A 22,216-nucleotide genomic window follows, 5' to 3' on the forward strand; every position below is an offset into this window, starting at 1 on the left:
GATGACCGAGCACGAGCATGTACGGGTGGCGGTGATCGGATCCGGGTTCGGCGGGCTGGGCGCCGCCGTACGACTGCGGCGCGAAGGGATCACCGATTTCGTGGTCCTGGAGCGGGCCGGCGGTGTCGGCGGCACCTGGCGCGACAACAGCTATCCCGGGTGCGCCTGCGACGTCCCCTCGCACCTGTACTCGTTCTCGTTCGCGCCCAACCCCGAATGGCCGCGCACCTTCTCCGGGCAGGAGCACATCCGCGCCTACCTGGAGCACGTGGCGGACGTCTTCCGGCTGCGGCCGCACCTGCGGTTCGACTCCGAGGTCAAGATGATGACCTGGGACACGGACAGGCTCCACTGGCGCATCGAGACGAGCTCCGGGTTCCTGACCGCGGACGTCGTCGTGTCCGCGACCGGGCCGCTCTCCGACCCCAGGATCCCGTCGGTCCCGGGGATCGACACCTTCCCCGGCAAGGTGTTCCACTCGGCCCGCTGGGACCACGACCACGACCTGCGCGGCAAGCGGGTGGCCATGATCGGCACCGGGGCCTCCGCCATCCAGATCGTGCCGGCCATCCAGCCGGACGTCGCCCGGCTGACCCTGTTCCAGCGGACCCCGCCGTGGGTGATGCCGCGGGTCGACCGGGCCATCAGCGGAGCCGAACGGTGGCTGCACCGGCAACTGCCGTTCACGGCGCAGGCCCGGCGGGGACTTCTCTGGGGCATCCGGGAACTCCAGGTGCAGGCGTTCACCAAGCGGCCCGACGAGCTCGGCCTGGTCGAGCGGCTGGCCAGACGGAACATCGCGCGCGCCGTGAAGGACCCGGAGCTGCGCGGGAAGCTGACGCCCGACTACCGGATCGGCTGCAAGCGCATCCTGCTGTCGAACACCTACTATCCGGCGCTCACGCAGCCGAACGTGGACGTGGTGGCCTCCGGGCTCGCCGAGATCGACGGCTCCACGCTGGTCGCCGCCGACGGCACCCGGGCCGAGGCCGACGTGATCGTCTTCGGAACCGGCTTCCACGTCACCGACATGCCGATCGCCGAGCGGGTCGTCGGCGCGGACGGCAGGACGCTCGCGCAGGCGTGGGAGACCGGCATGAAGTCGCTGCGCGGCGCCACCGCGGCGGGGTTCCCCAACTGGATGACGATCATCGGACCGAACACCGGACTCGGGAACTCCTCGATGATCCTGATGATCGAGTCCCAGCTGAACTACATGGCGGACTTCGTACGGCAGCTGGGCGTCCTCGGCGGACGCGTGGCGCTCGACGCCCGCCCCGCGGCCGTGGACGCCTGGAACCACCGGGTCCAGGAACGCATGAAGCGCACGGTGTGGAACACCGGCGGCTGCACCAGCTGGTACCTGGACGCCAACGGCGTCAACACGACCGTGTGGCCCGGCACGACGACCGAGTTCCGGGGCGCCACGCGCCGCGTCGACCTGGGGGAGTACGACGTGCTGCGCGCGGCGGAACCCGCGCGGGAAGAGACGCCGGCGGCCACGCCCGAACCGCGCACGAAGAGCACCCGCACGAAGAAGGTGGAGGCAGGAGCGTGAGCCGACTGACGCACGAGGCGCGCGAGGCGTACGCGCCTCCCGTGCCGGCACGGGAACTGATCGCGCACTCCGCGGACGGAGCGCGCCTGCACGTCGAGGTGCACGGCCCCGAGGACGCGCCGCCCGTCGTCCTCGCGCACGGCTGGACCTGCTCGACCGCCTTCTGGGCGGCCCAGATCCGCGACCTCGCTGCCGACCACCGGGTCATCGCCTACGACCAGCGCGGGCACGGGCGCAGTCCCGCGAGCGACGCGTGCAGCACCGAGGCACTCGCCGACGACCTGGAGGCGGTGCTCGCGGCCACGCTCGCGCCGGGCGAGAAGGCCGTGCTCGCGGGCCACTCCATGGGCGGCATGACGCTGATGGCGGCCTCGGCGCGGCCGCGGTTCCGGGAGCACGCGGCGGCGGCTCTGCTGTGCAGCACGGGGAGCACGCGGCTGGTCGAGGAGGCGCGGGTGCTGCCCTGGCGCGCCGGACGGCTCCGCACGCGTCTCACCGGCGCCGTGCTCGGCTCGCGCGCGCCGCTCGGGCCCGTCACGCCGCTCGCCCGGCGGATCCTCAAGTACGCGACCATGGGCCCCGGTTCGTCCCCCGTCATGGTCGAGGCGTGCGCGCGCATCGTGCACGCCTGTCCGCGCAGGGTGCGCCACGCCTGGTCGGCCGTGCTCGCCACGCTCGATCTCGAGCCGGGGGTACGGGAGTTGAGGGTGCCGACGGCGGTGATCGCGGGCAGCGTGGACCGGCTGACGCCGGTCGTGCACGCCCGCGCCCTGGTGGCGGCGCTGCCGAACTGCGTCGGCAGCACCGAGCTGCCGGGACTCGGGCACATGACCCCGGTGGAGGCGCCGGAACTGGTGACGGCCCGCATCCGGGAACTCGTCGCCACGTACGCCGTGAAGACCGCGGGAGCCGAGCGGACCGCAGAGATCAAGGAGGGCGCATGAGCAAGGTGAGCCTGGAAGGGCAGGTCGCCGTCGTCACGGGGGCCGCGCGCGGTGTCGGTGAACTCCTCGCACGCAAGCTCTCGGCGCGCGGGGCGAAGGTAGCGCTGGTCGGACTGGAGGCCGACGAGCTGAAGGCGGTCTCGGAGCGGCTGCGCGGCGAGAGCGACCACTGGTACGCCGACGTCACCGACCACGAGGCGATGACGCGGGTCGCACAGGAGGTCAAGGAGCGGTTCGGGAAGGTGGACATCGTCGTCGCGAACGCCGGTGTCGCGAGCGGCGGGCCCTTCGTGGACTCCGACCCCGTCGCCTGGCGGCGGGTGATCGAGGTGAATCTGATCGGATCGGCGGTCACCGCGCGGGCGTTCCTGCCGGCCCTGATGGAGAGCCGGGGCTATCTGCTGCAGATCGCGTCGCTGGCCGCGATGACTCCCGCCCCCATGATGTCGGCCTACTGCGCCTCCAAGTCCGGTGTGGAGGCGTACGCACACAGTCTGCGGGCCGAGGTCGGCCACAAGGGCGTGCGCGTCGGCGTCGGTTATCTGTCCTGGACCGACACCGACATGGTGCGGGGGGCCGATCAGGACGACGTGATGCGGGAGTTGCGGCAGCGGCTGCCGTGGCCGTCCAACAAGACGTATCCGCTCGGTCCGGCCGTCGACCGGATCGTGGCCGGGATCGAGCGCCGCTCCGTTCATGTGTACGCGCAGTGGTGGCTGCGCGGGATGCAGGGGATCCGGGGGTATCTGCCGGGCGTCATCGGGTCGGTCGGACAGCGCGAGATGCGGCGGTTCGAGCCGCGTCTCGGAGCTGTGCGGACGGGGCTGGTGGGGGCCGGCGGGGCGGCCGACGAACAGGAGCGGAAGTCGACGGCTCCCTAGGCGGCGGGAGTCGGCGGGAGGGGTGTCCCGGGTGCTTCGGAGGGCTCCCGGCTGCCTCCCACCGGCGCGTTTCACGGTGAGTGACTGACCGAAATGCGTGCTCTGTTCCTGCGTGTCAGTCTGGTCGAGGCCCGAACGGTCCCCCACTCAGGAGGGGCCGAGGGCCGCATCCCTCACCCGCAACAGGAGTGAATCTCATGAGCATGCAGGACCAGTTCAAGGACAAGGCCGAGCGGATGAAGCAGCAGACCGGCAAGAAGAAGACGCGTCCCGAAGGCCGCCAGGACGAGGCGAGCCGACGTGCTCCGGCCGGCCGCGACCACGCGACGCCGGAGGCGGAGCGCGCTCAGCGAGAGGCCCAGGACCGCTTCGACCAGGACTACGACGCCTGACCGACGCATCCGCTCGGCCTGAACGGGGCGCCCTCTTCACGGAGGGCGCCCCGTCCTCGTGCCCGCCGATCCCCTGATGTCCTTGTGCCCACCGGTCCCCTGTCCGCCGGTCCCTTGTCCGTCGATCCGGTGCCCGTCGATCCCTTGCCCCCGAAGCCGCGTCCCCGTCGAAACCCGTTCCCTCCGGGGTCAGTCCGGTCTCGGGGGAAGCTTCGGCCTTCTTCTGTCGGGCACGTCCGAGTGGTCCGGCGGGGAGGACGCGGGGTGGGTGCGCAGCAGGTCCAGGGAGAGCTGGATGGCGTCGTCCAGCTGGGCGTGGCGGCCCTCCGCCCAGTCCAGCGGGGTGCGCAGGATCTCCAGGTCCGGGGTGACGCCGTGGTTCTCGACGGACCAGCCGTACGTGTCGAACCAGGCGGCGTTCATGGGGACGGTGATGACCGTGCCGTCGCCGAGACGGTGGCGGCCGGTCATGCCGACGACGCCGCCCCAGGTGCGCTGTCCCACGACCGGGCCGAGTTTCAGCAGTTTGAAGGCGGCGGTGATCATGTCTCCGTCGGACGAGGTCGCTTCGTCGGCCAGGGCCACCACCGGGCCGCGCGGGGCGTTGGAGGCGTACGACACCGGCTGGGCGTCACGCGTGAGGTCCCAGCCGAGAATCGTGCGGGTCAGCTTCTCGACGACCAGTTCGCTGATGTGGCCGCCCGCGTTGCCCCGTACGTCGACGATGAGGGCCGGGCGCGAGACCTCCATCCGCAGGTCGCGGTTGAACTGGGCCCAGCCCGAGCCGCCCATGTCCGGGATGTGTAGATAGCCGCAGTGCCCGCCGCTCAACTCCCGTACCACCTGGCGGCGTTTGGCCACCCAGTCCTGGTAGCGCAGGGGGCGTTCGTCGATCAGCGGGACCACGGCCACCCGGCGGGAGCGGCCCTCGCCCTCCGCCGGGGTGAAGGTCAGCTCCACCGTCGTGCCGCCCGCGCCGGCGAGCAGGGGATACGGTCCGGTGACCGGGTCCACCGGACGCCCGTCGACATGGGTGAGGACCGCGCCCTCGCGGATTCCGGTGCCGGCCAGCGGTGAGCGCGCCTTGGAGTCGGACGAGTCGCCGGGAAGGATCCTCTTGAGCATCCAACTGCCGTCGCGACAGACGAAGTTGGCGCCCAGCAGGCCCTGCCAGCGCTGGTAGTGGGGCGGGCCCTCGTTGCGGCGCGCCGGGCTCACGTACGCGTGCGAGGTGCCCAGTTCGCCGAGCACCTCGCGCAGCAGGTCCGCGAACTCGTCCGGGGAGGAGACCCGTTCGACCAGCGGGCGGTACTGCGCGAGGATCGCGTCCCAGTCGATGCCGCACATGTTCGGGTCCCAGTAGTAGGCGCGGATGATGCGGCCGGCCTCCGCGTACGCCTGGCGCCACTCGGCGCACGGGTCCACCTCGTGCAGGATGCGGCGCAGATCGATCCAGACGGTGGAGTCGCTGTCGCCGGACTCGGTGGAGGGGGCGGCGCGCAGGTCGCCCTCGTCGACGACGACCAGCCGGGAACCGTCGCCGCTCACGGCGAACCAGTCGAGGTGGTCGACGAGTTCGGACTTCTTCGCCTTGGTGATGTTGAAGAACTCCAGGGTCGGACGTCCGGTCGTGTCGTCCGGGTTGGCGAACGTCTCGCCCAGCGCACCGGAGATCGGCCAGCGCAGCCAGACGAGGCCGCCGCCCGAGACCGGGTGCAGCGCCGAGTATTTGGAGGCGGTGACCGGGAACGGGGTCACCCGGCTTTCCAGGCCCTCCAGTTCGACGGTCGTCGCGCTGCCGTCGCCGGACGCGTCCTCGACCGGGTCGAGGCCTCCGGCGACCGGCCGCCCGTCGGGGTTCAGCGCGAACGGGGAGGGGGTGGCGGAGGACAGGGGGACGAGGTAGGGGCGGCAGCCGAGGGGGAAGGACAGGTCCCCGGTGTGCACGTCGTACACGGGGTCGAAGCCGCGCCAGGACAGGAAGGCGAGATAGCGGCCGTCCCGTGTGAACACCGGATTCTCGTCCTCGAAGCGGCCGTTGGTGACGTCGACGATCAGCCGGTCCTTTATGCGCGCCATCTTGATCTGCCGCAGGGAGCGCCCGATCCCGGGGTGCGACCACGTCAGCCAGGCCCCGTCCGGGGAGAAGGCGAGGTCCGTCACCGGTCCGTTGATGGACTGGATGAGCTCGACGACCTCCCCAGGACTCGGCTTCGCGGCGTCCCCGGTCCCGCCGGTGTCTTCGGACGCGCCCGACTCCTCGGACGCGCCCGACTCGCCGGCCCCACCAGTCGCTTCAGTTCCCCCGGTCCCTTTCGGCTTGCCGGTCTCGACCGACTCACCTGACTCACTGGTCTCACCAATCTCATCGGTCTCGTCGGACGCACTCGCCTCGTCGAGCCCCGCGAGTTCGAGTTCGGCCGCCTCCCCGGGCTCCTCGGTGGCGTCGAGGAGGAGCAGCCGGCCGTCGTTCGAGGCGATGGCGAGGCGTTCGCCCTGGGGGTCCGAGACCAGTTCCTGTACGCGGCCGAGGCGGCCGGAGGCGAGGCGGCGCGGCTCGCGGGCGCCGGTCGCGCGCGGGAGGTAGGCGATCTCGACGGCGTCCTCGCCGTCCGCGTCGGTGACGTAGGCGACCTGGCCGCCCGAGCCGAGCATCTCCGGGAGCCGGACCCGTACGCCCGGGGTGTCCGCGATGGTGCGGGCGGGGCCGTCGCGGTGGGTGAGCCAGTACAGGCTGCCGCGTACGACGACGGCACTGGCCCGGCCCGTCTCGTCCACGGAGATGCTGTCCACGTGCTGGGCGGCCGGTACCGGGTACGCGCGCCGTCCCGCGCGCGGACCGCCCAGCACGACGTCGAGGCGGCGTGGGGCCGACTCCGGGGACAGGTTGTCGACGATCCACAGATCGCCCGCGCACTGGTAGACGACCCGGGTGCCGTCCGAGGAGGCGTGCCGGGCGTAGAAGGCGTCGTGGTCGGTGTGACGGCGCAGGTCGGAGCCGTCGTACGAGCACGAGTAGAGGTTCCCGGTGCCCTCGTGGTCGGAGAGGAACGCGATCCGTCCGCCGACGAACATCGGGCAGGCGAGATGGCCGCCGAGCTCGGCGACCAGCTGCCGGCCGTGCAGCCAGATGCGGCCCATGGCCCCGCCCCGGTAGCGCTTCCAGGCGGCCGGTTCGTGCGGTGGTGTGCCGGTGAGCAGCAGGGTCTTCCGTTCGCCCTCGATGTCGGCGACACCGATGTCCGAGACCGGGCCCCAGGGCTGCTTGCGGCCGGGGTCGCCGTCGGTGGGGACGGAGTAGGCCCAGGTGAAGTAGGAGAAGGGCTGGCCGTGCGAGGCGACGGCGAGGATGTCGCCGTCGGGGGACCAGCCGCACACCTGGGTGTCGGCGCTGCCCCAGTAGGTGAGCCTGCGGCCCGGCCCGCCGTCCACCGGCGCCAGATGGATCTCCGGGACGAGGCTCCGCCAGCTCGTGTACGCGATCCGCCGGCCGTCGGGGGAGAAACGCGGGTGGCCGACCTTGGTGCGGTCGACGGTGAGCCGCCAGGCGCGTCCCCGGCCGTCGAGCGGAGACAGCCACAGGTCGTCCTCGGTGACGAAGCACAGCCGGTCGCCGCTCAGATGCGGGAAGCGCAGATAGCCGGGGGAGTTCTCGTCCGTCGTCGCGTTCTCGTGCTCGTGGCTCACCTCCCCATGCTTTTCCGCTGGAGTGACCCCGGCAACTCGTGGAACGGGGGGCGCGTTGTGGGACGAGGGCGCGGGCGGGACACGGGGGGTGTGCGTGGGGCGCGTTCGGCGATGCACGCGCCCCGAACCCCCTTCGCCCCGGCGGGCGTCCGGCGTGACCCAACACACGTACGAAACGGTTTCGTTTCGTTGGTGCCGAGGGGTATCTTCAGGGACATACGAATCCGTGTCGTCGAGGCGGGAGAGGTGAGTGGGATGGCTGAAGCCGCAACGGCGCGACGCAGTCGGATCACGCCCGAGCGTGAGGCCGAGCTGTACACGGCCGTGCTCGACCTGCTTCGGGAGGTCGGCTACGACGCCCTCACGATGGACGCCGTCGCGGCCCGTACCCGTTCCAGCAAGGCCACCCTCTACCGCCAGTGGGGCGGGAAGGCCGAGCTCGTCGTGAAAGCCCTGCGGCACCAGAAGCCGCTGAAGTTCTCCGACATGGACACCGGGAGCCTGCGGGGCGACTTCCACGCACTGGCCCTGCGCCAGGACGACTGCCAGATGGAGCAGGACTCCGCGCTGATGCGGGGCCTGGCCATGGCGGCACACGGGAATCCGGACCTGCTGAAGGCGTTCAGGGAATGGCTGATCGAGCCGGAGCTGGAAGAGCTGCGCCGGGTGCTCCAGCGCGGTGTCGACCGAGGTGAGATCCGCGCGGACAACCCGGCGATGGAGTACGTGATGCACATGCTCATCGGAGCCTTCGCCGCCCGCACCATGATCGACGAACTCCCGCCGACGCAGGCCTTCCTGCATTCGTATGTCGACGCCGTGGTCCTCCCCGCTCTCGGCGCCTGACGTCCCACCCCTTCTCCTGCTCCACCCTGCGGATCTCCGGGGTCGCACCTGACGCGACGCGGATCCCCGCAGTCGGACCTGACGCGCCGCTCACGTCGTCGGGCTGATCCCCCCTGCCCCCACTCGGGTGATCACACCAGCCCCTGCCCTTCCACGACCTGACCGGGAGTACGCCCTCGTGGCCACGTTCCTCTACAAACTCGGCCGACTCGCCTTCCGGCGACGGCACTTCGCCGCCCTGATATGGGTGGCGCTCCTGACCCTCGCCGGTGTCGGCGCCGCCTCCGCGCCCGTCGCGGGATCGTCCTCCTTCTCGATCCCCGGTACCGAGGCGCAGAAGGCCTTCGACCTGCTGGAGAGCCGCTTCCCCGGAATGAGCGCCGACGGAGCGACCGCGCGGGTCGTCTTCAAGGCACCCGCCGGCGAGAAGATGGCGGACAAGGACAACAAGACGGCGGTCGAGAAGGCCGTCAAGGTGCTCGGCACCGGTTCCGAGGTCACCTCCGTCACCGACCCGTTCAAGGTCCACGCCGTGAGCAAGGACGGGACGATCGCCTACGCCTCGGTGCGGTACGAGGTCTCCGGCATGGAGCTGAAGGACGCCTCGAAGGACGCCCTGAAGGCGGCCGCCGCGGACGCCCGGCACTCGGGCCTGACCGTCGAGGTGGGCGGTGACGCCCTCCAGGCGACGCCCGAGACCGGTTCCAGCGAGGTCATCGGCATCGCGATCGCCGCGGTCGTCCTCGTCATCACCTTCGGTTCCCTGATCGCGGCCGGACTGCCGCTGCTGACCGCGCTGATCGGCGTCGGCATCGGCGTCTCGACGATCACCGCGCTCGCCAGCGTGCTCGACCTCGGCTCCACCACCTCCACCCTCGCGATGATGATCGGCCTCGCGGTCGGCATCGACTACGCCCTCTTCATCGTCTCCCGCTACCGGGCCGAACTCGCCGAGGGCCGCGAACGCGAGGAAGCGGCCGGACGGGCCGTCGGCACGGCCGGCTCGGCCGTGGTCTTCGCGGGTCTGACCGTCGTGATCGCGCTGGTCGGACTGTCGGTCGTCAACATCCCGATGCTCACGAAGATGGGTGTCGCCGCGGCGGGCACGGTCGCCATCGCCGTCCTCATCGCCCTGACGATGGTCCCCGCGCTGCTCGGCTACGTGGGCCGCAGGGTCCAGCCGGCCGGCCAGAAGAGCAAGCTGCTCGGCGGCGGCCGTGCCGCGAAGAAGCAGGGCAAGCCGAACATGGGCACGCGCTGGGCGAGCTTCGTCGTCCGCCGCCCGCTGGCGGTGCTGCTGCTCGGCGTGGTCGGTCTCGGTGCCGCCGCGGTTCCGGCCGCCTCGCTCCAGCTCGGCCTGCCCGACGACGGCTCGCAGCCGGTGTCCACCACCCAGCGCCGCGCCTACGACCTGCTCTCCGAGGGCTTCGGGCCCGGCTTCAACGGCCCGCTGATGGTCGTCGTCGACGCGAAGGCGAGCGACGCGCCCAAGACGGCGTTCAGCACGGTCCACGACGAGATCAAGGACATGAAGGGCGTCGTGAGCGTGAGCCCGGCGGCCCCGAACAAGGCCGGGGACACCGCGATGATCACGGTGATCCCGGACTCGAAGCCGTCCTCCGTCACGACCGAGGACCTGGTCCACACGATCCGCGGCGCGGGCGCCGGCATCAAGGCCGACACGGACGCGACGGTGCTCGTCACCGGCTCCACGGCCATGAACATCGACTTCTCGCAGAAGCTCAACGACGCGCTGATCCCGTATCTCGCGCTCGTGGTCGGTCTCGCGTTCCTGCTGCTGATCGTGGTGTTCCGCTCGATCCTCGTCCCGCTGAAGGCGGCGCTCGGCTTCCTGCTCAGCGTGATGGCGGCCCTCGGCGCGGTCGTCGCGGTCTTCCAGTGGGGCTGGCTGTCCGGCCTGATGGGCGTCGAGGAGACCGGCCCGATCATGTCGATGATGCCGATCTTCATGGTGGGCGTGGTCTTCGGTCTGGCCATGGACTACGAGGTGTTCCTCGTGACCCGTATGCGGGAGGCCTTCGTCCACGGCGAGAAGCCGGGCCAGGCGATCGTGACCGGGTTCAAGCACGGCGCACGGGTCGTCACGGCCGCCGCCGTCATCATGATCGCCGTGTTCTCCGGGTTCATCGGCTCCAGCGAGTCGATGATCAAGATGATCGGCTTCGGTCTCGCCATCGCCGTCTTCTTCGACGCGTTCGTCGTACGGATGGCACTCGTCCCGGCGGTGCTCGCGCTGCTCGGCAAGCGGGCCTGGTGGCTGCCGAGGTGGCTGGACCGCGCGCTGCCGAACGTCGACGTCGAGGGTGAGGGCCTGCGCGCGCTCGACGAGAAGCAGCGCGACGGGGACCAGGACCGGAAGCTGGTCGGCGTCTGACCCTCGGCCCCCGCGGCCGGACCTTCACGTGAGAGACCTCGCCGACACCTCGGCGAGGTCTCTCACGTACGGGCCGTTCCTCAGTGCGCCACGGGCGTGGCGGCCATGTACGTACGGCGGAGGAAGCGCATGAGCGCCTTCGTGTCGAGCTGGACGACCGCCACCCCTTGCGCCGAGTGGAACTCCAGGACGGCCTGGACGCGGCCGCACGGCCATATGCGGACCTCGCCGCTGTCGGCGGGGCCACGCAGACCCCGCTCCAGGAGTTCGCGCTCGAAGGTCCACTCGTGCGGACCGGGCAGTGTGACGCACACCTGGCGGGGGTCCGTCTCCGGGTCGTACCGGAGGGCCACGGGGACGGCCCGGTGTTCGTCGTCGAGGGAGTCGGCGGTGTCCGTCACGATATGAGCGCGGGCGTACTGTTCGACGGCGTGCATGAACCGACTCCTTACGCTGCGTAACCTATGTGAAAGATGTGAATTCCGTCACCATTCCAATGTCGCACATCTCGCGGAAACCGCTCTCCGGCCGTCCGTGACCTCCCTCGGGGAACGTGTGCCCGGTCGCGGCGGGGTGTATGTGCGCGACGACGGTCACATGTCCGCCATGGGCGTTCCGCTCTCCTGGTGCGCGGGGGTCCTGGAGTCCGCCGCGGCGGGAGCCCGGCGCTCCCGCCGCGCGCGAACTGCTCCCGTGCGCCTGCCGATCGGACGCTGTTCGCGCCCCATCGCTCTTGCAAGTCATTCGCAACAAGGCACTATCATCGGACGGTGCACGTTCCTGACGGATTCATCAATGCCCCGGTCTCCGCGGCCGCAGGCGTCGTCGCCGCCGGCGCCGTCGCCCTGAGCCTGCGGGGTGCCCGCCGCGAACTCGACGAGCGGACCGCGCCCCTCGCCGGCCTGGTCGCCGCCTTCATCTTCGCCGTGCAGATGCTGAACTTCCCGGTCGCCGCCGGGACCAGCGGACATCTGCTCGGCGGCGCCCTCGCCGCGATCCTCGTCGGCCCCTTCACCGGCGTCCTGTGCGTCTCCGTCGTCCTGCTCATGCAGGGCATCCTCTTCGCGGACGGTGGTCTCACCGCGCTCGGCGTGAACGTCACCGACATGGCGATCACCACCACGGTCGTCGCGTACGCCGTCTTCCGCGTCCTGGTGAAGGTGCTGCCCCGCAAGCGGCGCTCGGTCACCGTCGCGTCCTTCGTCGCGGCCCTGCTCTCCGTCCCCGCCGCCGCCGTCGTCTTCACCCTCGTCTACGCGGTCGGCGGCACCACCGACGTCGCGCTGTCCAAGGTCGCCACGGCCATGGTCGGCGTCCACGTCCTCATCGGCATCGGCGAGGCCGTGATCACCGCGCTCACCGTCGGCGCCGTCATCGCCGTACGGCCCGATCTCGTCCACGGCGCCCGCGGCCTCGAGCAGCGGCTCAAGCTGCGGGTGAACGGGGAGCTCGTCGACGCCCCCGCGGCCGGCGCCCCCGCCCCGGCCCGCTCCTCGCACCGCAAGGTGTGGATCACCGGCCTGGTCACCTCCCTCGTCCTCGCCGGGTTCGTCAGCTTCTACGCCTCCGCGAGCCCCGACGGCCTGGAGAAGGTCGCCAAGGACAAGGGCATCGACACCAGGACGAAGGCACACGCCTCCGAGGACTCGCCGCTCGCCGGATACGGAGTCAAGGACGTCTCCGACGCCCGCCTCTCCGGCGGTCTCGCCGGGGTCATCGGCGTGGGCGCCACGGTCGCCGCGGGCAGCGGCGTCTTCTGGGCGGTCCGCAGACGGCGTACGGCCGACACCTCGCCCGCCTCCGTGCCGGACGGCGTCTGACGTGGGGGCCGGCCACGCGCACAGGCTCTACCGGCACGCGGACTCGCCCGTACACGCCCTGCCGCCGCACACCAAACTCGCCGCGGCCCTCGCCTTCGTGGTCGTGGTCGTCTCCACCCCGCGCGAGGCGATGTGGGCGTTCGCGCTGTACGCCGTGCTGCTCGCGATCGTCGCCCACCGGGCCCGCGTGCCGGCGGGCGTCCTGCTGCGGCGGCTCCTGATCGAGATCCCGTTCGTCGCGTTCGCGGTGCTGATGCCGTTCGTGGCGGAGGGCGAACGGGTGGACGTCCTGGGCCTGTCCCTGAGCGTCGACGGCCTGTGGGGCGCCTGGAACGTCCTCGCCAAGGGCACCCTCGGCGTCGCCGCCTCCGTCCTGCTGGCCTCCACGACCGGACTGCGTGAACTGCTCCTCGGCCTGCAGCGGCTGAAGCTCCCGCCGCTCCTCGTGCAGATCGCCTCCTTCATGATCCGCTACGGCGACGTCATCACCGACGAGATGCGGCGCATGCGGATCGCACGCGAGTCACGCGGCTTCGAGGCGAGCGGAGTACGGCACTGGGGGGTGCTCGCGAAGTCGGCGGGCGCGCTGTTCATCCGCTCCTACGAACGCGGGGAACGCGTGCACCTGGCCATGGTGAGCCGGGGGTACGCCGGTTCCATGCCCGTCATCGACGAGGTGACCGCGTCCCGGGCGCAGTGGTCGTACGCCCTCGCCCTTCCCCTCGCCGCCCTTGCCGTATGCCTGTTGGGATGGACGCTGTGACGATTTCCGCGAGGACACCGAAGGAGAGGACCGGGGAGATGCGGACGGACAAGGCCGTGGAGGCGGCTGCCGGGGCGATCCCCGCCACGGCCGCGGGGGCGGGCGCGGGGACGGACGCCGTACCGGCCTCGCTGGAGGTCTCCGGGCTCGCGTTCGCCTACCCGGACGGGCATCAGGCCCTGTTCGGCGTGGACTTCCGGATCGGGCGCGGCGAGCGCGTCGCCCTGCTCGGCCCGAACGGCGCCGGCAAGACCACCCTCGTCCTGCACCTCAACGGCATCCTGACCGGCGGTGCCGGAACGGTGACGGTCGCCGGACTCCCGGTCGGCAAGCGGCACATGGCGGAGATCCGGCGCAGGGTCGGCATCGTCTTCCAGGACCCGGACGACCAGCTGTTCATGCCGACCGTGCGCGAGGACGTGGCCTTCGGGCCGGCCGCCGCGGGCATGAAGGGCGCCGAGCTGGAGGCGCGGGTCCGCACCGCTCTGGAGCGCGTCGGCATGGAGGCCTTCGCCGACCGTCCGCCGCACCACCTGTCCTTCGGGCAGCGGCGCCGGGTCGCCGTCGCGACGGTGCTGGCGATGGAGCCGGAGATCCTCGTACTCGACGAGCCCTCCTCCAATCTCGACCCCGCCTCCCGGCGTGAACTCGCCGACATCCTGCGCTCGTTGGACGTCACGGTCCTGATGGTCACCCACGACCTGCCGTACGCCCTCGAACTGTGCCCCCGGTCCCTCGTGCTCAGCGACGGCGTGATCGTCGCCGACGGCGGGACCGGCGGTCTCCTCTCGGACGACGCGCTCATGCGCACCCATCGGCTGGAGCTGCCCTTCGGGTTCGACCCGCGCTCCGTGACAATGGGGGCGTGACGAAACAAGAGGACGTCGCGCCGCCGGCCGGGTCGCTGCTGCTCGACGACCAGCTGTGCTTCGCGCTGTACGCCGCCCAGCGGGCCGTGACCGCCGCGTACCGCCCGCTGCTGGAGGAACTCGGCCTCACCTACCCGCAGTACCTCGTCCTGCTGGTCCTGTGGGAGCGCGGCGAGACCACGGTCAAGGAGCTGGGCGCCGCCCTGCACCTCGACTACGGCACGATGTCGCCGCTGCTCAAGCGACTGGAGTCGGCGGGGCTCGTGCGCCGTGAGCGCTCGGCGCACGACGAACGCTCGGTGCACGTCGCTCTCACCGGGCGCGGCGAACTGCTCAGGGAGCGTGCGGAGGACGTCCCGCAGGCGCTGCTGACGGCGACCGGTCTGAGCGAGTCCGACGTCACGCGCCTGCGCGAGGAGCTGTGGCGGCTGGCGGAACGCGCGCAGGGAGCGGCGGCGCGCGGGCGCTGACAGTTCATTGCCACCCGAGGCTTTCCGGGTCCCATACCGGCCGGTACCTTGTGCACGATGCATTTGTGCGCGATGCGCTTGTGTGAGCTCCTGTTGCCCACTTTGGGGGAGGTACTGCCGTGATCGACGGCACCGCAGTCGACACCCGTCCGACGAAGATCATGTACGTCGCCGAGGCGACCGCGCACGGCGGCCGCAACGGCTTCGTGACCAGCCAGGACGGGCAGCTCGAACTGAAGGTCGCGATGCCGCCGGCGCTGGGCGGGGACGGCAACGGCACGAACCCGGAGCAACTGTTCGCGGCCGGATTCAGCGCCTGCTTCCACAACGCGCTGGTGCTGGTCGGCCGCCGCGCCGGCCTCGACCTCTCCGGCTCCACGGTCGCGGCCAAGGTCGGGATCGGCCCCAACAAGCAGCACGGCTACGGACTGGCGGTCGCCCTGAGCGTCTCGCTCCCCGTCCTCGACGCGGACGTGGCGGCAGGGCTCGTGGACGCGGCGCACGAGGTCTGCCCGTACTCGAACGCCACCCGCGGCAACATCGAGGTCACGATCCTGCTGGGCTAGGAATCGAAGGCCGCGGACGCGTGTTCCACTCACTGCCGACAGTTCGGCAGTGATGGGGCGACAGGGAGCGCGGGCGTGGACGTGAACGGCACAGTGGCGGAGGGCTTCGAACCGGTCCGGGAGGCGTTCGCGGCCAACTTCGCGACGCTCGGGGACCGGGGCGCCGCCGTCACCGTGTACCGCGACGGGCACAAGGTCGTCGACCTGTGGGGCGGCACCCGTGACGTCGACGGTACCGAGCCCTGGCAGCGCGGCACCGCGCAGATCGTGCGCTCCGCGACGAAGGGCGTCGCCGCCGCCGTACTCCTGCTGCTCGCCCAGCGGGGACAGCTCGACCTGGACGCGCCGGTCGGCACCTACTGGCCCGAGTACAAGGCCCACGGCAAGGAGCACACGCGCGTACGGCATCTGCTCGCGCACCGGGCCGGGGTCCCCGTCCTCGACCGGCCGCTCACCCCCGCCGAGGCCGCCGACCCCGATCGCGCGGCCGCCGCGGTGGCCGCCCAGACGCCCGCGTGGGAGCCCGGCACCGAACACGGGTACCACGCGCAGACGTACAGCTGGCTGACCGGCGAGCTGGTCCGGCGGGTCACCGGGCGCACGATCGGCCGGTGGATCGCGGAGGAGCTGGCCCGGCCGCTGGACCTCGACCTGTGGGTCGGGCTGCCGGAGGCGGAGGCCGGCCGGGTGGGCCGGGTCGCGCAGACCGAGGCACCGTCCACGCCGGGCGGTCTCAGGACGCGCCCCAAGCGGGCGGTCTCCGAGGCGTACGCCGACCCGGACAGCCTCACCCGGCGCGCCTTCGCCGCGATCACCCCGATGCCCGACGAGAACGACCCCGCCTACCGCGCCGCCGTCCTGCCCGCCTCGAACGGCATCGCCACCGCCGACGGCCTCGCCCGCTTCTACGCCGCGCTGATCGGAGAGGTGGACGGCGTCCGGCTGTTCACCCCGCAGACGCTGTCGGCCGCGCGGACGGAACAGTCCGCCGGCCCCGACCGGGTCCTGGTCGTCAACACCCGGTTCGGCCTCGGCTACATGCTCCACGGCGGAGCGTCGCCGCTGCTCTCCCCGGGCTCCTTCGGCCACCCCGGCCGCGGCGGCGCCCTCGGCTTCGCCGACCCCGAGTCGGGCATCGCCTTCGGCTACGTCACCAACGGCTTCCGCACGAGCGTGACGGCGGACGCACGGGCACAGGCGCTGGTCCGGGCGGTCCGGACGGCCGTCACCGCGTAACCGCACAGCCCGACCACGTCCGCCCGCCCGACCACGTCCGGCCGGACACGACGGGTGATCGCCGTCGATGCCGCCGTCGATGCCGCCGTCGATGCCGACGTCGTCGCGGCCGGCGATGCGCATCACCGCCCTGCGACGGTCGAAAAGGTCGCAGGACAGACCGAGGCGATCAGCTCGCGAAGCTTCTCGATGTACAGGTGCACGTTCTTGGAGGCGATGTCCGTGTCCGGGTAGCGGCATGCGATCCACAGTCCCTCGTGCAGCCGGTTGACCCAGGCGCACACCTGATCGCCGTACGACACACGGAGCAGCCCGTACGCTTTTTTGTTCGCTCCAGCAGGCCGAACCAGGAATGAGGCGGGCGTCCACGTACGAGACGATCGAGTACAGGTCGGGTGATGTGGGGCGGAAGTCCTCGCCCAGGAGGCGTAGTACCCGGGCCAGAGGAATGCGCGCCAACGACCGATTGGCCTGCAGCTGGGCCCGGACCGAGGCGAGCGCGGCGTCGAAGTCCCGTGCCGCGGGTACTTCGATCGGCGCGCCGCCGACGTACCAGCCCACGGAGTCCGACCACACGGACTTCAGCCGGGTGTGGAACGGCACGACCGTGCGGTGGACCGGTTGCCCACCGAGTTCGTGGACGATCAGGCTGGTCGCGGCCAGGACGCCCACCAGGCTGCCGCCGTAGGGCCGGCAGTAAGTCTCGAACGCCGCGGCCGCGTCCGCGTCGACGAGCGGCTCGCGCAAGAGCTTCTGGACGGGCAGGGCGTCGCCGGGCCGCAGGCCCAGATCGACGGCGAACTCCGGAAGCCTTCCGTCGCACCGGCCGATGAACTCCCGCCAGCGCGTGACGATCGCGTGTGTGTCGTCGATGGTGTTCGCGTTCACCCGCTCCTGCTCGCAGAAGTCCACATAGCTCGCGACCGGTGCGGCGGTGAGGGGCTGCCCCGCGGCATGCGCCGTGTACAGCTCCTGGACCTCGTGCGGGATGCGCTGCAGCGAGTAGGCGTCGACGTTGGTGTGGTCGAATGCCAGATACACGCTGGTGGAGTCCTCGTGGACGACCGCCGCGTAGATGAGGTTGGGCCAGCCGAGGGCGTCCGCCGCCTTGTCGAAACGGTCCTGCAGATGCTCGGTCAGCAGGTTCGCATCGGTGAAGTCGCCCACCACTTCGCGGTGGAGCGTGACATCGTCCGGGTCGAGAGTGAACCGGTGCATCTCGTCGCCCGCCCATCTGAACCCGCTGCGCAGCGTCTCGTGGCGCAGTGTCCAGTCGCGCAGGGCCCGTTCCAGCACGTCGAGGTCGACTTGGCCGGGCAGGTCGAACGCCGTACCGAGCCAGGTCGGCACGAACAGGCCGCCCTCGCGCACCGACCGCGCCGTTCTGATGTGTGACTCCTGGATGTACGCCGGCGGCCGCGGGTCCGTCGGCAGCACCGTCGCGGCCGTGACGGTCGCAGGGCTGAACCCCCACTCCACAAGCCGTCCAGGCCGGACCTCGCAGCGCTGAATATCAGAAATTCGCACGGTGGCGTCTCCTTGTCGAAAACACAGGCTTGATCAACATGGAGTCGTGTACGGGCGCCGTCTGCCGTTTCGCCTGCACGTCAGCAGAAGGTGTGGCACGTCGAACGGTGAAGCGCCCCGTCCGTCGCCCCGCGTTCACGGCTCGCCGTCGAGCCCGGGCGGACCGGCGGGCTTCGGGACACGGCCGGCGGTGGGCCCAAGGAGAACGGAGGCGGCGCGAACGCTTGATGCGTCCACGCCGCCTCCGTTCGACCCGATGCAGAGGTGGTACCGGCTGTGCAGGCAGCAGGTGGAAGACCTTGCGCCACACGTAGGAGCAGTGGCCCTGCGTCGCCGGGACGGAGGGCGCGAGTGGGAGGTCGGTCAGAGCGCCCGGCTGTTGCAGCCCATGTCGGAACCGAGGTGGCTCTTCTGCGCGCCCGCGGCCCCTTCCCCGTTCAGCAGGTTGCCGGCGACGCCGGTGAGGGCGCCGACGTTGCCGAGCACCTCGATGTTCATGTCGTGCGAGCGGCACTCGACGCCCTGGGTGATGTCGATGCTGTCGCTGTCGTGGCCCCGGTCGCCGTACGCGAAAGCGGTGTTGGCACCCAAGGAGCCGACACTGCCGATGAGGGCGCTCAGAAGAATGACCTTGTGCAACTTGCGCATGTGAAGCTCCTTGGAGGAAGCACGGGGATCCGACCTGTCGAGTCAGGTCGAGTCGGGACTGCGGATGTTCAGGGGCGGACCGTCAGCCGAGTTGGGGAAGTCCCAGTTGTCCGACGGGAGGAGCCGCGATCTGCCCGAGGGCGACCGGAGCCAGTTCCGGTGCGCTCGCGGGCGTGACCGTCGGGTTGACGAGCGGGTTCACCTGAGGGTTGAGCTGCGGGTTCACCTGGGGGGCGACAACCGTCGGGGGCTGTGAGTCGAGTACCTGGGGCACCGCTACCTGTGGGGCCACCTGTGGCATCACCTGCGGCATGACCTGCGGCACGACCTGTGTCGGGGCGGCCTGCGCCGGCTGTGCGGGTGCGGCCTGCGCGAACTGCGCGGGTGCGGACTGTTGTTGGTTCGACGAGCTGGAGGCTTGGGCCGTTCCCTGTGACGAGGCCGAGGCCGAGGCGTATCCGGTCTGCTGTGGCCCTGACGGAGCGGCCTGTGGGGCCGATCGGGGAGCCGCGGCCGGAGCGGTCGACTGATCCGGAACCGATGCCGGGGTGGTACTGGGGCGCCCCTCCGGTGAGTTGGCATAGCTGCCGCTGGCGCCGATGCCGGCCAAACCGCTGGCCGCCGCGACGACGAGCGCGGCCTTGTGAAGCTTCCGCATGAAACCCTCGGCCCTTCGTTGCCTGAGATGTGAGTCCATTGCTTTCAACGCGGTCACGCGTGCGGTTGGTGCGTCACTCGCATCGTGCCGGAGGCTACGGTTGTCTCGAGGAGCACGCGGACTTCGTATCGGAGCTGGCAGCGGATCCTCTACCTGTCATCGGTCTGCGGCCGCTGCCCCCACCCTCCGGGGAACGAGGTTTCGGCGCCGTGGTCACGGCACCCGACGGGCCGTCACCCGTTTGCCGTCCACCGACCCGGGCGTCACGGCTCGCACGCCGCATCAAACGGGTGACCACACCCCCGCACCCGTTTCGAGGCCGTGCTCTTTTCGTTCCCCACGGGGCGATAGGGATGACCCATCGCGCTCGAATGGAGCAGCAAGGACAGCGAAGACTGCGCTGCCCCATCGGCACATCAGCTTCCGTGCACAGGTCAATCGAAGAGCCGAGGAACCTCATGCGTATGCTTCACAAGATCGCGCTCGTCGCCGCAACAGCCGGCGGCCTGTCCGGTGTCGGTGCCGGCGCAAGCTTCGCCGTCACCCCGTCCGCCCCCAACGGCGTTGCACCGCACCCGGTTTCGCAGCCCGACGCCCAGGCGGCCTCGGCGTCCTCCGCTCGGGCGACCACGCAGACCTATGGCTCGCCGGCTCCGCAGCAGCTGGCACCGGCGCGTGGCGCTCAGGTCTCCCCGCAGGTCAGCCCGCAGCTGAATCCGCAGGTCAGCCCGCGGCTCTCGCCTGAGGCGCCGCAGAGGCAGCAGGGCCTTTCGGCGGGACAGGCCAACCTGTTCCGTCCGTACCAGGAGTGCAGCCCGCAGACCCTGCTCGATGCGAACGTCCCGGTCGCCCTGCTCGCCGCGGCCCAGACCCGGGGCGTCGAGTGCACCCAGGCCAACAGCCAGACGAATTCTTTCGCCAACGCGCAGCAACACTGACGGACAATCACGTCGATGCCGGGCACGGGCGGCGGACGGACCGGAATCGGCTCGCCCCGCGATATGCCTTTCGGCACTTCCTCGGCGACATGAAGCCAGCGTGTTGTTGTCCTTTTCAAGGCATTTGTCGCTATTGTTCTTCCTGTAGCCGCGATCTACCCACAGATCGCAAAAACTCACCCCACGGAGATGAAATGCGCAAGCTTCGCAACGTTGCGGTCCTGGTCGCTGCCATCGGCAGCATCGGGCTCGTTGGCGGTACGGCCTACGCCGGTGGCCACGGCGAGGGCGGCGGCGACCAGTTCAGCATCTCGCAGAGCTCCAACTGCAAGTCGCACGACCTGAACCTCGACGTCCTCGGCCAGGTCGGCGTGCTGAACGGCCTGCTGGGCAACGCCCTCAACGGCGAAGGCAACCCTGGCGCCCAGTCCACCTCCCTCGGCTCCACCATGGGCTGTAACAACAGCGCCTTCTGAAGTCCCCTCAGGTGTAAACACGCCCGACCATGAACGGTCCCGGCACTGGGCCTCAGGCAAAGTGCCGGGACCGTTCACGTGCGCCGGACCACTTCCGAGGCGGCACAGCGCAGCGCTGGACCCTTCCGGACACTCCGTTCTGGCGTCGTTGAACCCTTCGCGTCACATAGAGGCGATCTCTCGCGGATCGCATTCACCTCACTTCCTCTGGAGATGGCATGCGCAAGCTCCGTACGGCCGCTGTCCTGATGGCCGTCCTCGGAAACGTCGGACTTCTGGGCGCCAGCGTCGCCCACGCGGATCAGGGCTGGGGCGGGGGCGACAACTTCAGCGTCTCGCAGCACAGCGCCTGTCAGTCGCACGACCTGAACCTCGATGTCCTCGGTCAGGTCGGCATCGGCAACGGGCTGGGCGGCAACCTGCTGGGCGGCGAGGGCAGCCCGGGGGCCCAGAAGACGTCGCTGGGCTCGAGCATGGGCTGCAGCAACAGCGCGTTCGGCCGATAAGAGCTCGCAGAAGTTCCGAACACGGCTACGGCCTTCGCCTGATCCTGTGCTCCGTCACGGAAGCACGGGATCAACGCGAAGGCCGTAGCCGTGCGGCTGTTGCGCCACGGCGTCCCGAGGGATGCGATCGCCGATGTGCCACCGGCCTGCCCGTGCAGCCGCCGGAGCGCCTCCGGGGCCCGGCCGGCGGTGACGGCATCGCGCCGCCAGGAGACCTGCCTCTTGGAAAACGAAATGCTGGTCCGGGAACCCTTCCCCGGACCAGCATTTTTGTGGGCGCTCAGACGCCGATGTGCGGCTTCTTGAACCCATCGGGCAGCTTGGCCGTGTTGGAGCACTCCACGACCGGCCCCACTTTGGCGGCTTCGTTCCCCGCGAGTTGGTCCTGCTGCGTGAGCACGTTCGGCCGGTCCGTCGACGAGCACTGCTGGTCCTGCTTGATGACGTGCGTGCCGTCCTTGTCGGTGTACGTCTCATTTTTCTGAACGCACACGACGTCTTTTTGCGCGGCGGTGGGGCAGGCGCCCAGATTTCCCTCGGCGAGTGCATGTGTGGCGCCGAGACAGATGGCGGCGAGGCTTCCGGCGAATGCTGCGACGGCCGCAGTCTTCTGCGAAAAGAGCATGTGTTGTATTCCTTTGTGGTGAAGAATCGGACAGTCTTTTATTGGCCGACATTGCCCGCGCCGAGAAATTCGAGCAATTAAATGTTTTTCCGCCGGCAGGATGGTTGCAGCCCGGACGCGAATTCGGCGTCCGGGCTACATGCACCACGGGATGTCACTCAGCGCACCGCTCGGTCCGTATCCCCGACGCCGAGTGAGGCCGCGGCGGGCCTTGACCCGGAGCTCTGGCTCTTAGTCGTTGTCACCCTGGTCCTGCGTCTGCGGCTGAGCCTGCTCCTGCGGCTGACCCTGCTCTTGCGGCTGGTCCTGCGTCTGCGGCTGGCCCTGCTCTTGCGGCTGAGCCTGTACCTGGGGCTGGTCCTGCGTCTGGGGCTGAGCCTGCTCCTGCGGCTGAGCCTGTGCCTGGTCCTG

The 22,216-nt window shown here is 70.5% G+C and carries 20 protein-coding genes and 1 pseudogene; 15 read left to right on the plus strand and 6 right to left on the minus strand.

Annotation, left to right across the window (positions count from 1 at the left end):
• Position 1: 1 nt before the first annotated feature.
• The 4 genes from ACH4S8_RS22325 (at position 2) to ACH4S8_RS22340 (ending at position 3,775) form a co-directional block, all read left to right on the plus strand.
• The gene (locus ACH4S8_RS22325) at positions 2 to 1,558 is read left to right on the plus strand and encodes a flavin-containing monooxygenase (RefSeq protein WP_398396585.1); all 1,557 of its coding nucleotides are present in this window, start codon (positions 2 to 4) and stop codon (positions 1,556 to 1,558) included.
• The gene (locus tag ACH4S8_RS22330; RefSeq protein WP_398396587.1) at positions 1,555 to 2,502 is read left to right on the plus strand and encodes an alpha/beta fold hydrolase; all 948 of its coding nucleotides are present in this window, start codon (positions 1,555 to 1,557) and stop codon (positions 2,500 to 2,502) included. The genes ACH4S8_RS22325 and ACH4S8_RS22330 overlap by 4 nt, the downstream gene beginning before the upstream one ends.
• Positions 2,499 to 3,383: an SDR family oxidoreductase gene (locus ACH4S8_RS22335; protein ID WP_398396590.1), complete on the plus strand. Its 885-nt coding sequence runs from the start codon at positions 2,499 to 2,501 to the stop codon at positions 3,381 to 3,383. Before ACH4S8_RS22330 ends, ACH4S8_RS22335 begins: the two co-directional genes overlap by 4 nt.
• A gap of 197 nt (positions 3,384 to 3,580) precedes the next feature.
• Positions 3,581 to 3,775: a hypothetical protein gene (locus tag ACH4S8_RS22340; protein WP_398396592.1), complete on the plus strand. Its 195-nt coding sequence runs from the start codon at positions 3,581 to 3,583 to the stop codon at positions 3,773 to 3,775.
• Positions 3,776 to 3,964: 189 nt separating this feature from the next.
• Here ACH4S8_RS22340 and ACH4S8_RS22345 read toward each other — a convergent pair whose 3' ends face one another.
• Positions 3,965 to 7,462 (minus strand): S41 family peptidase, encoded by a 3,498-nt coding sequence (locus ACH4S8_RS22345; protein ID WP_398396594.1) that lies wholly within the window; start codon positions 7,460 to 7,462, stop codon positions 3,965 to 3,967.
• 255 nt (positions 7,463 to 7,717) lie between these two features.
• On the opposite strand from ACH4S8_RS22345, the gene ACH4S8_RS22350 reads away from it, so the two are divergent.
• A complete protein-coding gene (locus ACH4S8_RS22350) occupies positions 7,718 to 8,308 on the plus strand; it encodes a TetR/AcrR family transcriptional regulator (protein WP_339129871.1) in 591 nt (196 codons plus the stop codon).
• A gap of 178 nt (positions 8,309 to 8,486) precedes the next feature.
• Positions 8,487 to 10,703 (plus strand): MMPL family transporter, encoded by a 2,217-nt coding sequence (locus tag ACH4S8_RS22355; RefSeq protein ID WP_398396597.1) that lies wholly within the window; start codon positions 8,487 to 8,489, stop codon positions 10,701 to 10,703.
• 80 nt (positions 10,704 to 10,783) lie between these two features.
• Here the strand turns inward: ACH4S8_RS22355 and ACH4S8_RS22360 are convergent, their stop codons facing one another.
• Positions 10,784 to 11,140 carry an SsgA family sporulation/cell division regulator gene (locus ACH4S8_RS22360; RefSeq protein ID WP_398396599.1) on the minus strand — a complete coding sequence of 119 codons (357 nt, stop codon included), beginning with the start codon at positions 11,138 to 11,140 and terminating at the stop codon, positions 10,784 to 10,786.
• A 333-nt stretch (positions 11,141 to 11,473) separates the two neighbouring features.
• Here ACH4S8_RS22360 and ACH4S8_RS22365 point away from each other — a divergent pair, with 333 nt between their 5' ends.
• The 6 genes from ACH4S8_RS22365 (at position 11,474) to ACH4S8_RS22390 (ending at position 16,427) form a co-directional block, all read left to right on the plus strand.
• Entirely contained in the window at positions 11,474 to 12,523 is a 1,050-nt protein-coding gene (locus tag ACH4S8_RS22365; RefSeq protein WP_398396601.1) for an energy-coupling factor ABC transporter permease, read from the plus strand.
• A gap of 1 nt (position 12,524) precedes the next feature.
• Complete coding sequence (gene cbiQ / locus ACH4S8_RS22370) at positions 12,525 to 13,286, plus strand: cobalt ECF transporter T component CbiQ (RefSeq protein WP_398396603.1); 762 nt, start codon at positions 12,525 to 12,527, stop codon at positions 13,284 to 13,286.
• 38 nt (positions 13,287 to 13,324) lie between these two features.
• On the plus strand, positions 13,325 to 14,155 hold the full coding sequence (locus ACH4S8_RS22375; protein ID WP_398396605.1) for an energy-coupling factor ABC transporter ATP-binding protein: 831 nt from the start codon (positions 13,325 to 13,327) through the stop codon (positions 14,153 to 14,155).
• Positions 14,152 to 14,625 (plus strand): MarR family winged helix-turn-helix transcriptional regulator, encoded by a 474-nt coding sequence (locus ACH4S8_RS22380; RefSeq protein WP_398396607.1) that lies wholly within the window; start codon positions 14,152 to 14,154, stop codon positions 14,623 to 14,625. The genes ACH4S8_RS22375 and ACH4S8_RS22380 overlap by 4 nt, the downstream gene beginning before the upstream one ends.
• Before the next feature lie 119 nt (positions 14,626 to 14,744).
• Positions 14,745 to 15,191: an organic hydroperoxide resistance protein gene (locus tag ACH4S8_RS22385; RefSeq protein WP_398396609.1), complete on the plus strand. Its 447-nt coding sequence runs from the start codon at positions 14,745 to 14,747 to the stop codon at positions 15,189 to 15,191.
• 75 nt (positions 15,192 to 15,266) lie between these two features.
• Positions 15,267 to 16,427 (plus strand): serine hydrolase domain-containing protein, encoded by a 1,161-nt coding sequence (locus tag ACH4S8_RS22390; RefSeq protein WP_398396611.1) that lies wholly within the window; start codon positions 15,267 to 15,269, stop codon positions 16,425 to 16,427.
• A gap of 122 nt (positions 16,428 to 16,549) precedes the next feature.
• Here the strand turns inward: ACH4S8_RS22390 and ACH4S8_RS22395 are convergent.
• From ACH4S8_RS22395 to ACH4S8_RS22405, 3 genes and pseudogenes are all read right to left on the minus strand, one after another.
• Positions 16,550 to 17,954, minus strand: a pseudogene (locus tag ACH4S8_RS22395) (condensation domain-containing protein).
• A 363-nt stretch (positions 17,955 to 18,317) separates the two neighbouring features.
• Positions 18,318 to 18,602 (minus strand): hypothetical protein, encoded by a 285-nt coding sequence (locus ACH4S8_RS22400; RefSeq protein WP_398396613.1) that lies wholly within the window; start codon positions 18,600 to 18,602, stop codon positions 18,318 to 18,320.
• Positions 18,603 to 18,684: 82 nt separating this feature from the next.
• Complete coding sequence (locus ACH4S8_RS22405; protein WP_398396615.1) at positions 18,685 to 19,260, minus strand: hypothetical protein; 576 nt, start codon at positions 19,258 to 19,260, stop codon at positions 18,685 to 18,687.
• Positions 19,261 to 19,718: 458 nt separating this feature from the next.
• On the opposite strand from ACH4S8_RS22405, the gene ACH4S8_RS22410 reads away from it, so the two are divergent.
• From ACH4S8_RS22410 to ACH4S8_RS22420, 3 genes are all read left to right on the plus strand, one after another.
• Positions 19,719 to 20,198, plus strand: coding sequence for a hypothetical protein (locus tag ACH4S8_RS22410; RefSeq protein WP_398396617.1), 480 nt, complete (start codon positions 19,719 to 19,721; stop codon positions 20,196 to 20,198).
• A gap of 194 nt (positions 20,199 to 20,392) precedes the next feature.
• Positions 20,393 to 20,674 carry a hypothetical protein gene (locus tag ACH4S8_RS22415; RefSeq protein WP_398396618.1) on the plus strand — a complete coding sequence of 94 codons (282 nt, stop codon included), beginning with the start codon at positions 20,393 to 20,395 and terminating at the stop codon, positions 20,672 to 20,674.
• A gap of 218 nt (positions 20,675 to 20,892) precedes the next feature.
• The gene (locus tag ACH4S8_RS22420) at positions 20,893 to 21,180 is read left to right on the plus strand and encodes a hypothetical protein (RefSeq protein ID WP_398396619.1); all 288 of its coding nucleotides are present in this window, start codon (positions 20,893 to 20,895) and stop codon (positions 21,178 to 21,180) included.
• 280 nt (positions 21,181 to 21,460) lie between these two features.
• Here ACH4S8_RS22420 and ACH4S8_RS22425 read toward each other — a convergent pair whose 3' ends face one another.
• The gene (locus ACH4S8_RS22425; protein ID WP_398396620.1) at positions 21,461 to 21,805 is read right to left on the minus strand and encodes a hypothetical protein; all 345 of its coding nucleotides are present in this window, start codon (positions 21,803 to 21,805) and stop codon (positions 21,461 to 21,463) included.
• Positions 21,806 to 22,216: the final 411 nt, after the last annotated feature.

The sequence above is a fragment of the Streptomyces sp. NPDC021080 genome (genome assembly GCF_044333225.1).
Classification (GTDB): Bacteria; Actinomycetota; Actinomycetes; order Streptomycetales; family Streptomycetaceae; genus Streptomyces.

Coding starts and splice junctions, on each gene's coding strand:
- ACH4S8_RS22325 (WP_398396585.1), top strand. CDS start 2: ATGACCGAGCACGAGCATGTACGGGTGGCGGTGATCGGATCCGGGTTC.
- ACH4S8_RS22335 (WP_398396590.1), top strand. CDS start 2,499: ATGAGCAAGGTGAGCCTGGAAGGGCAGGTCGCCGTCGTCACGGGGGCC.
- ACH4S8_RS22340 (WP_398396592.1), top strand. CDS start 3,581: ATGAGCATGCAGGACCAGTTCAAGGACAAGGCCGAGCGGATGAAGCAG.
- ACH4S8_RS22350 (WP_339129871.1), top strand. CDS start 7,718: ATGGCTGAAGCCGCAACGGCGCGACGCAGTCGGATCACGCCCGAGCGT.
- ACH4S8_RS22360 (WP_398396599.1), bottom strand. CDS start 11,140: ATGCACGCCGTCGAACAGTACGCCCGCGCTCATATCGTGACGGACACC.
- ACH4S8_RS22375 (WP_398396605.1), top strand. CDS start 13,325: ATGCGGACGGACAAGGCCGTGGAGGCGGCTGCCGGGGCGATCCCCGCC.
- ACH4S8_RS22400 (WP_398396613.1), bottom strand. CDS start 18,602: ATGCGCAAGTTGCACAAGGTCATTCTTCTGAGCGCCCTCATCGGCAGT.
- ACH4S8_RS22405 (WP_398396615.1), bottom strand. CDS start 19,260: ATGCGGAAGCTTCACAAGGCCGCGCTCGTCGTCGCGGCGGCCAGCGGT.
- ACH4S8_RS22410 (WP_398396617.1), top strand. CDS start 19,719: ATGCGTATGCTTCACAAGATCGCGCTCGTCGCCGCAACAGCCGGCGGC.
- ACH4S8_RS22415 (WP_398396618.1), top strand. CDS start 20,393: ATGCGCAAGCTTCGCAACGTTGCGGTCCTGGTCGCTGCCATCGGCAGC.
- ACH4S8_RS22420 (WP_398396619.1), top strand. CDS start 20,893: ATGCGCAAGCTCCGTACGGCCGCTGTCCTGATGGCCGTCCTCGGAAAC.
- ACH4S8_RS22425 (WP_398396620.1), bottom strand. CDS start 21,805: ATGCTCTTTTCGCAGAAGACTGCGGCCGTCGCAGCATTCGCCGGAAGC.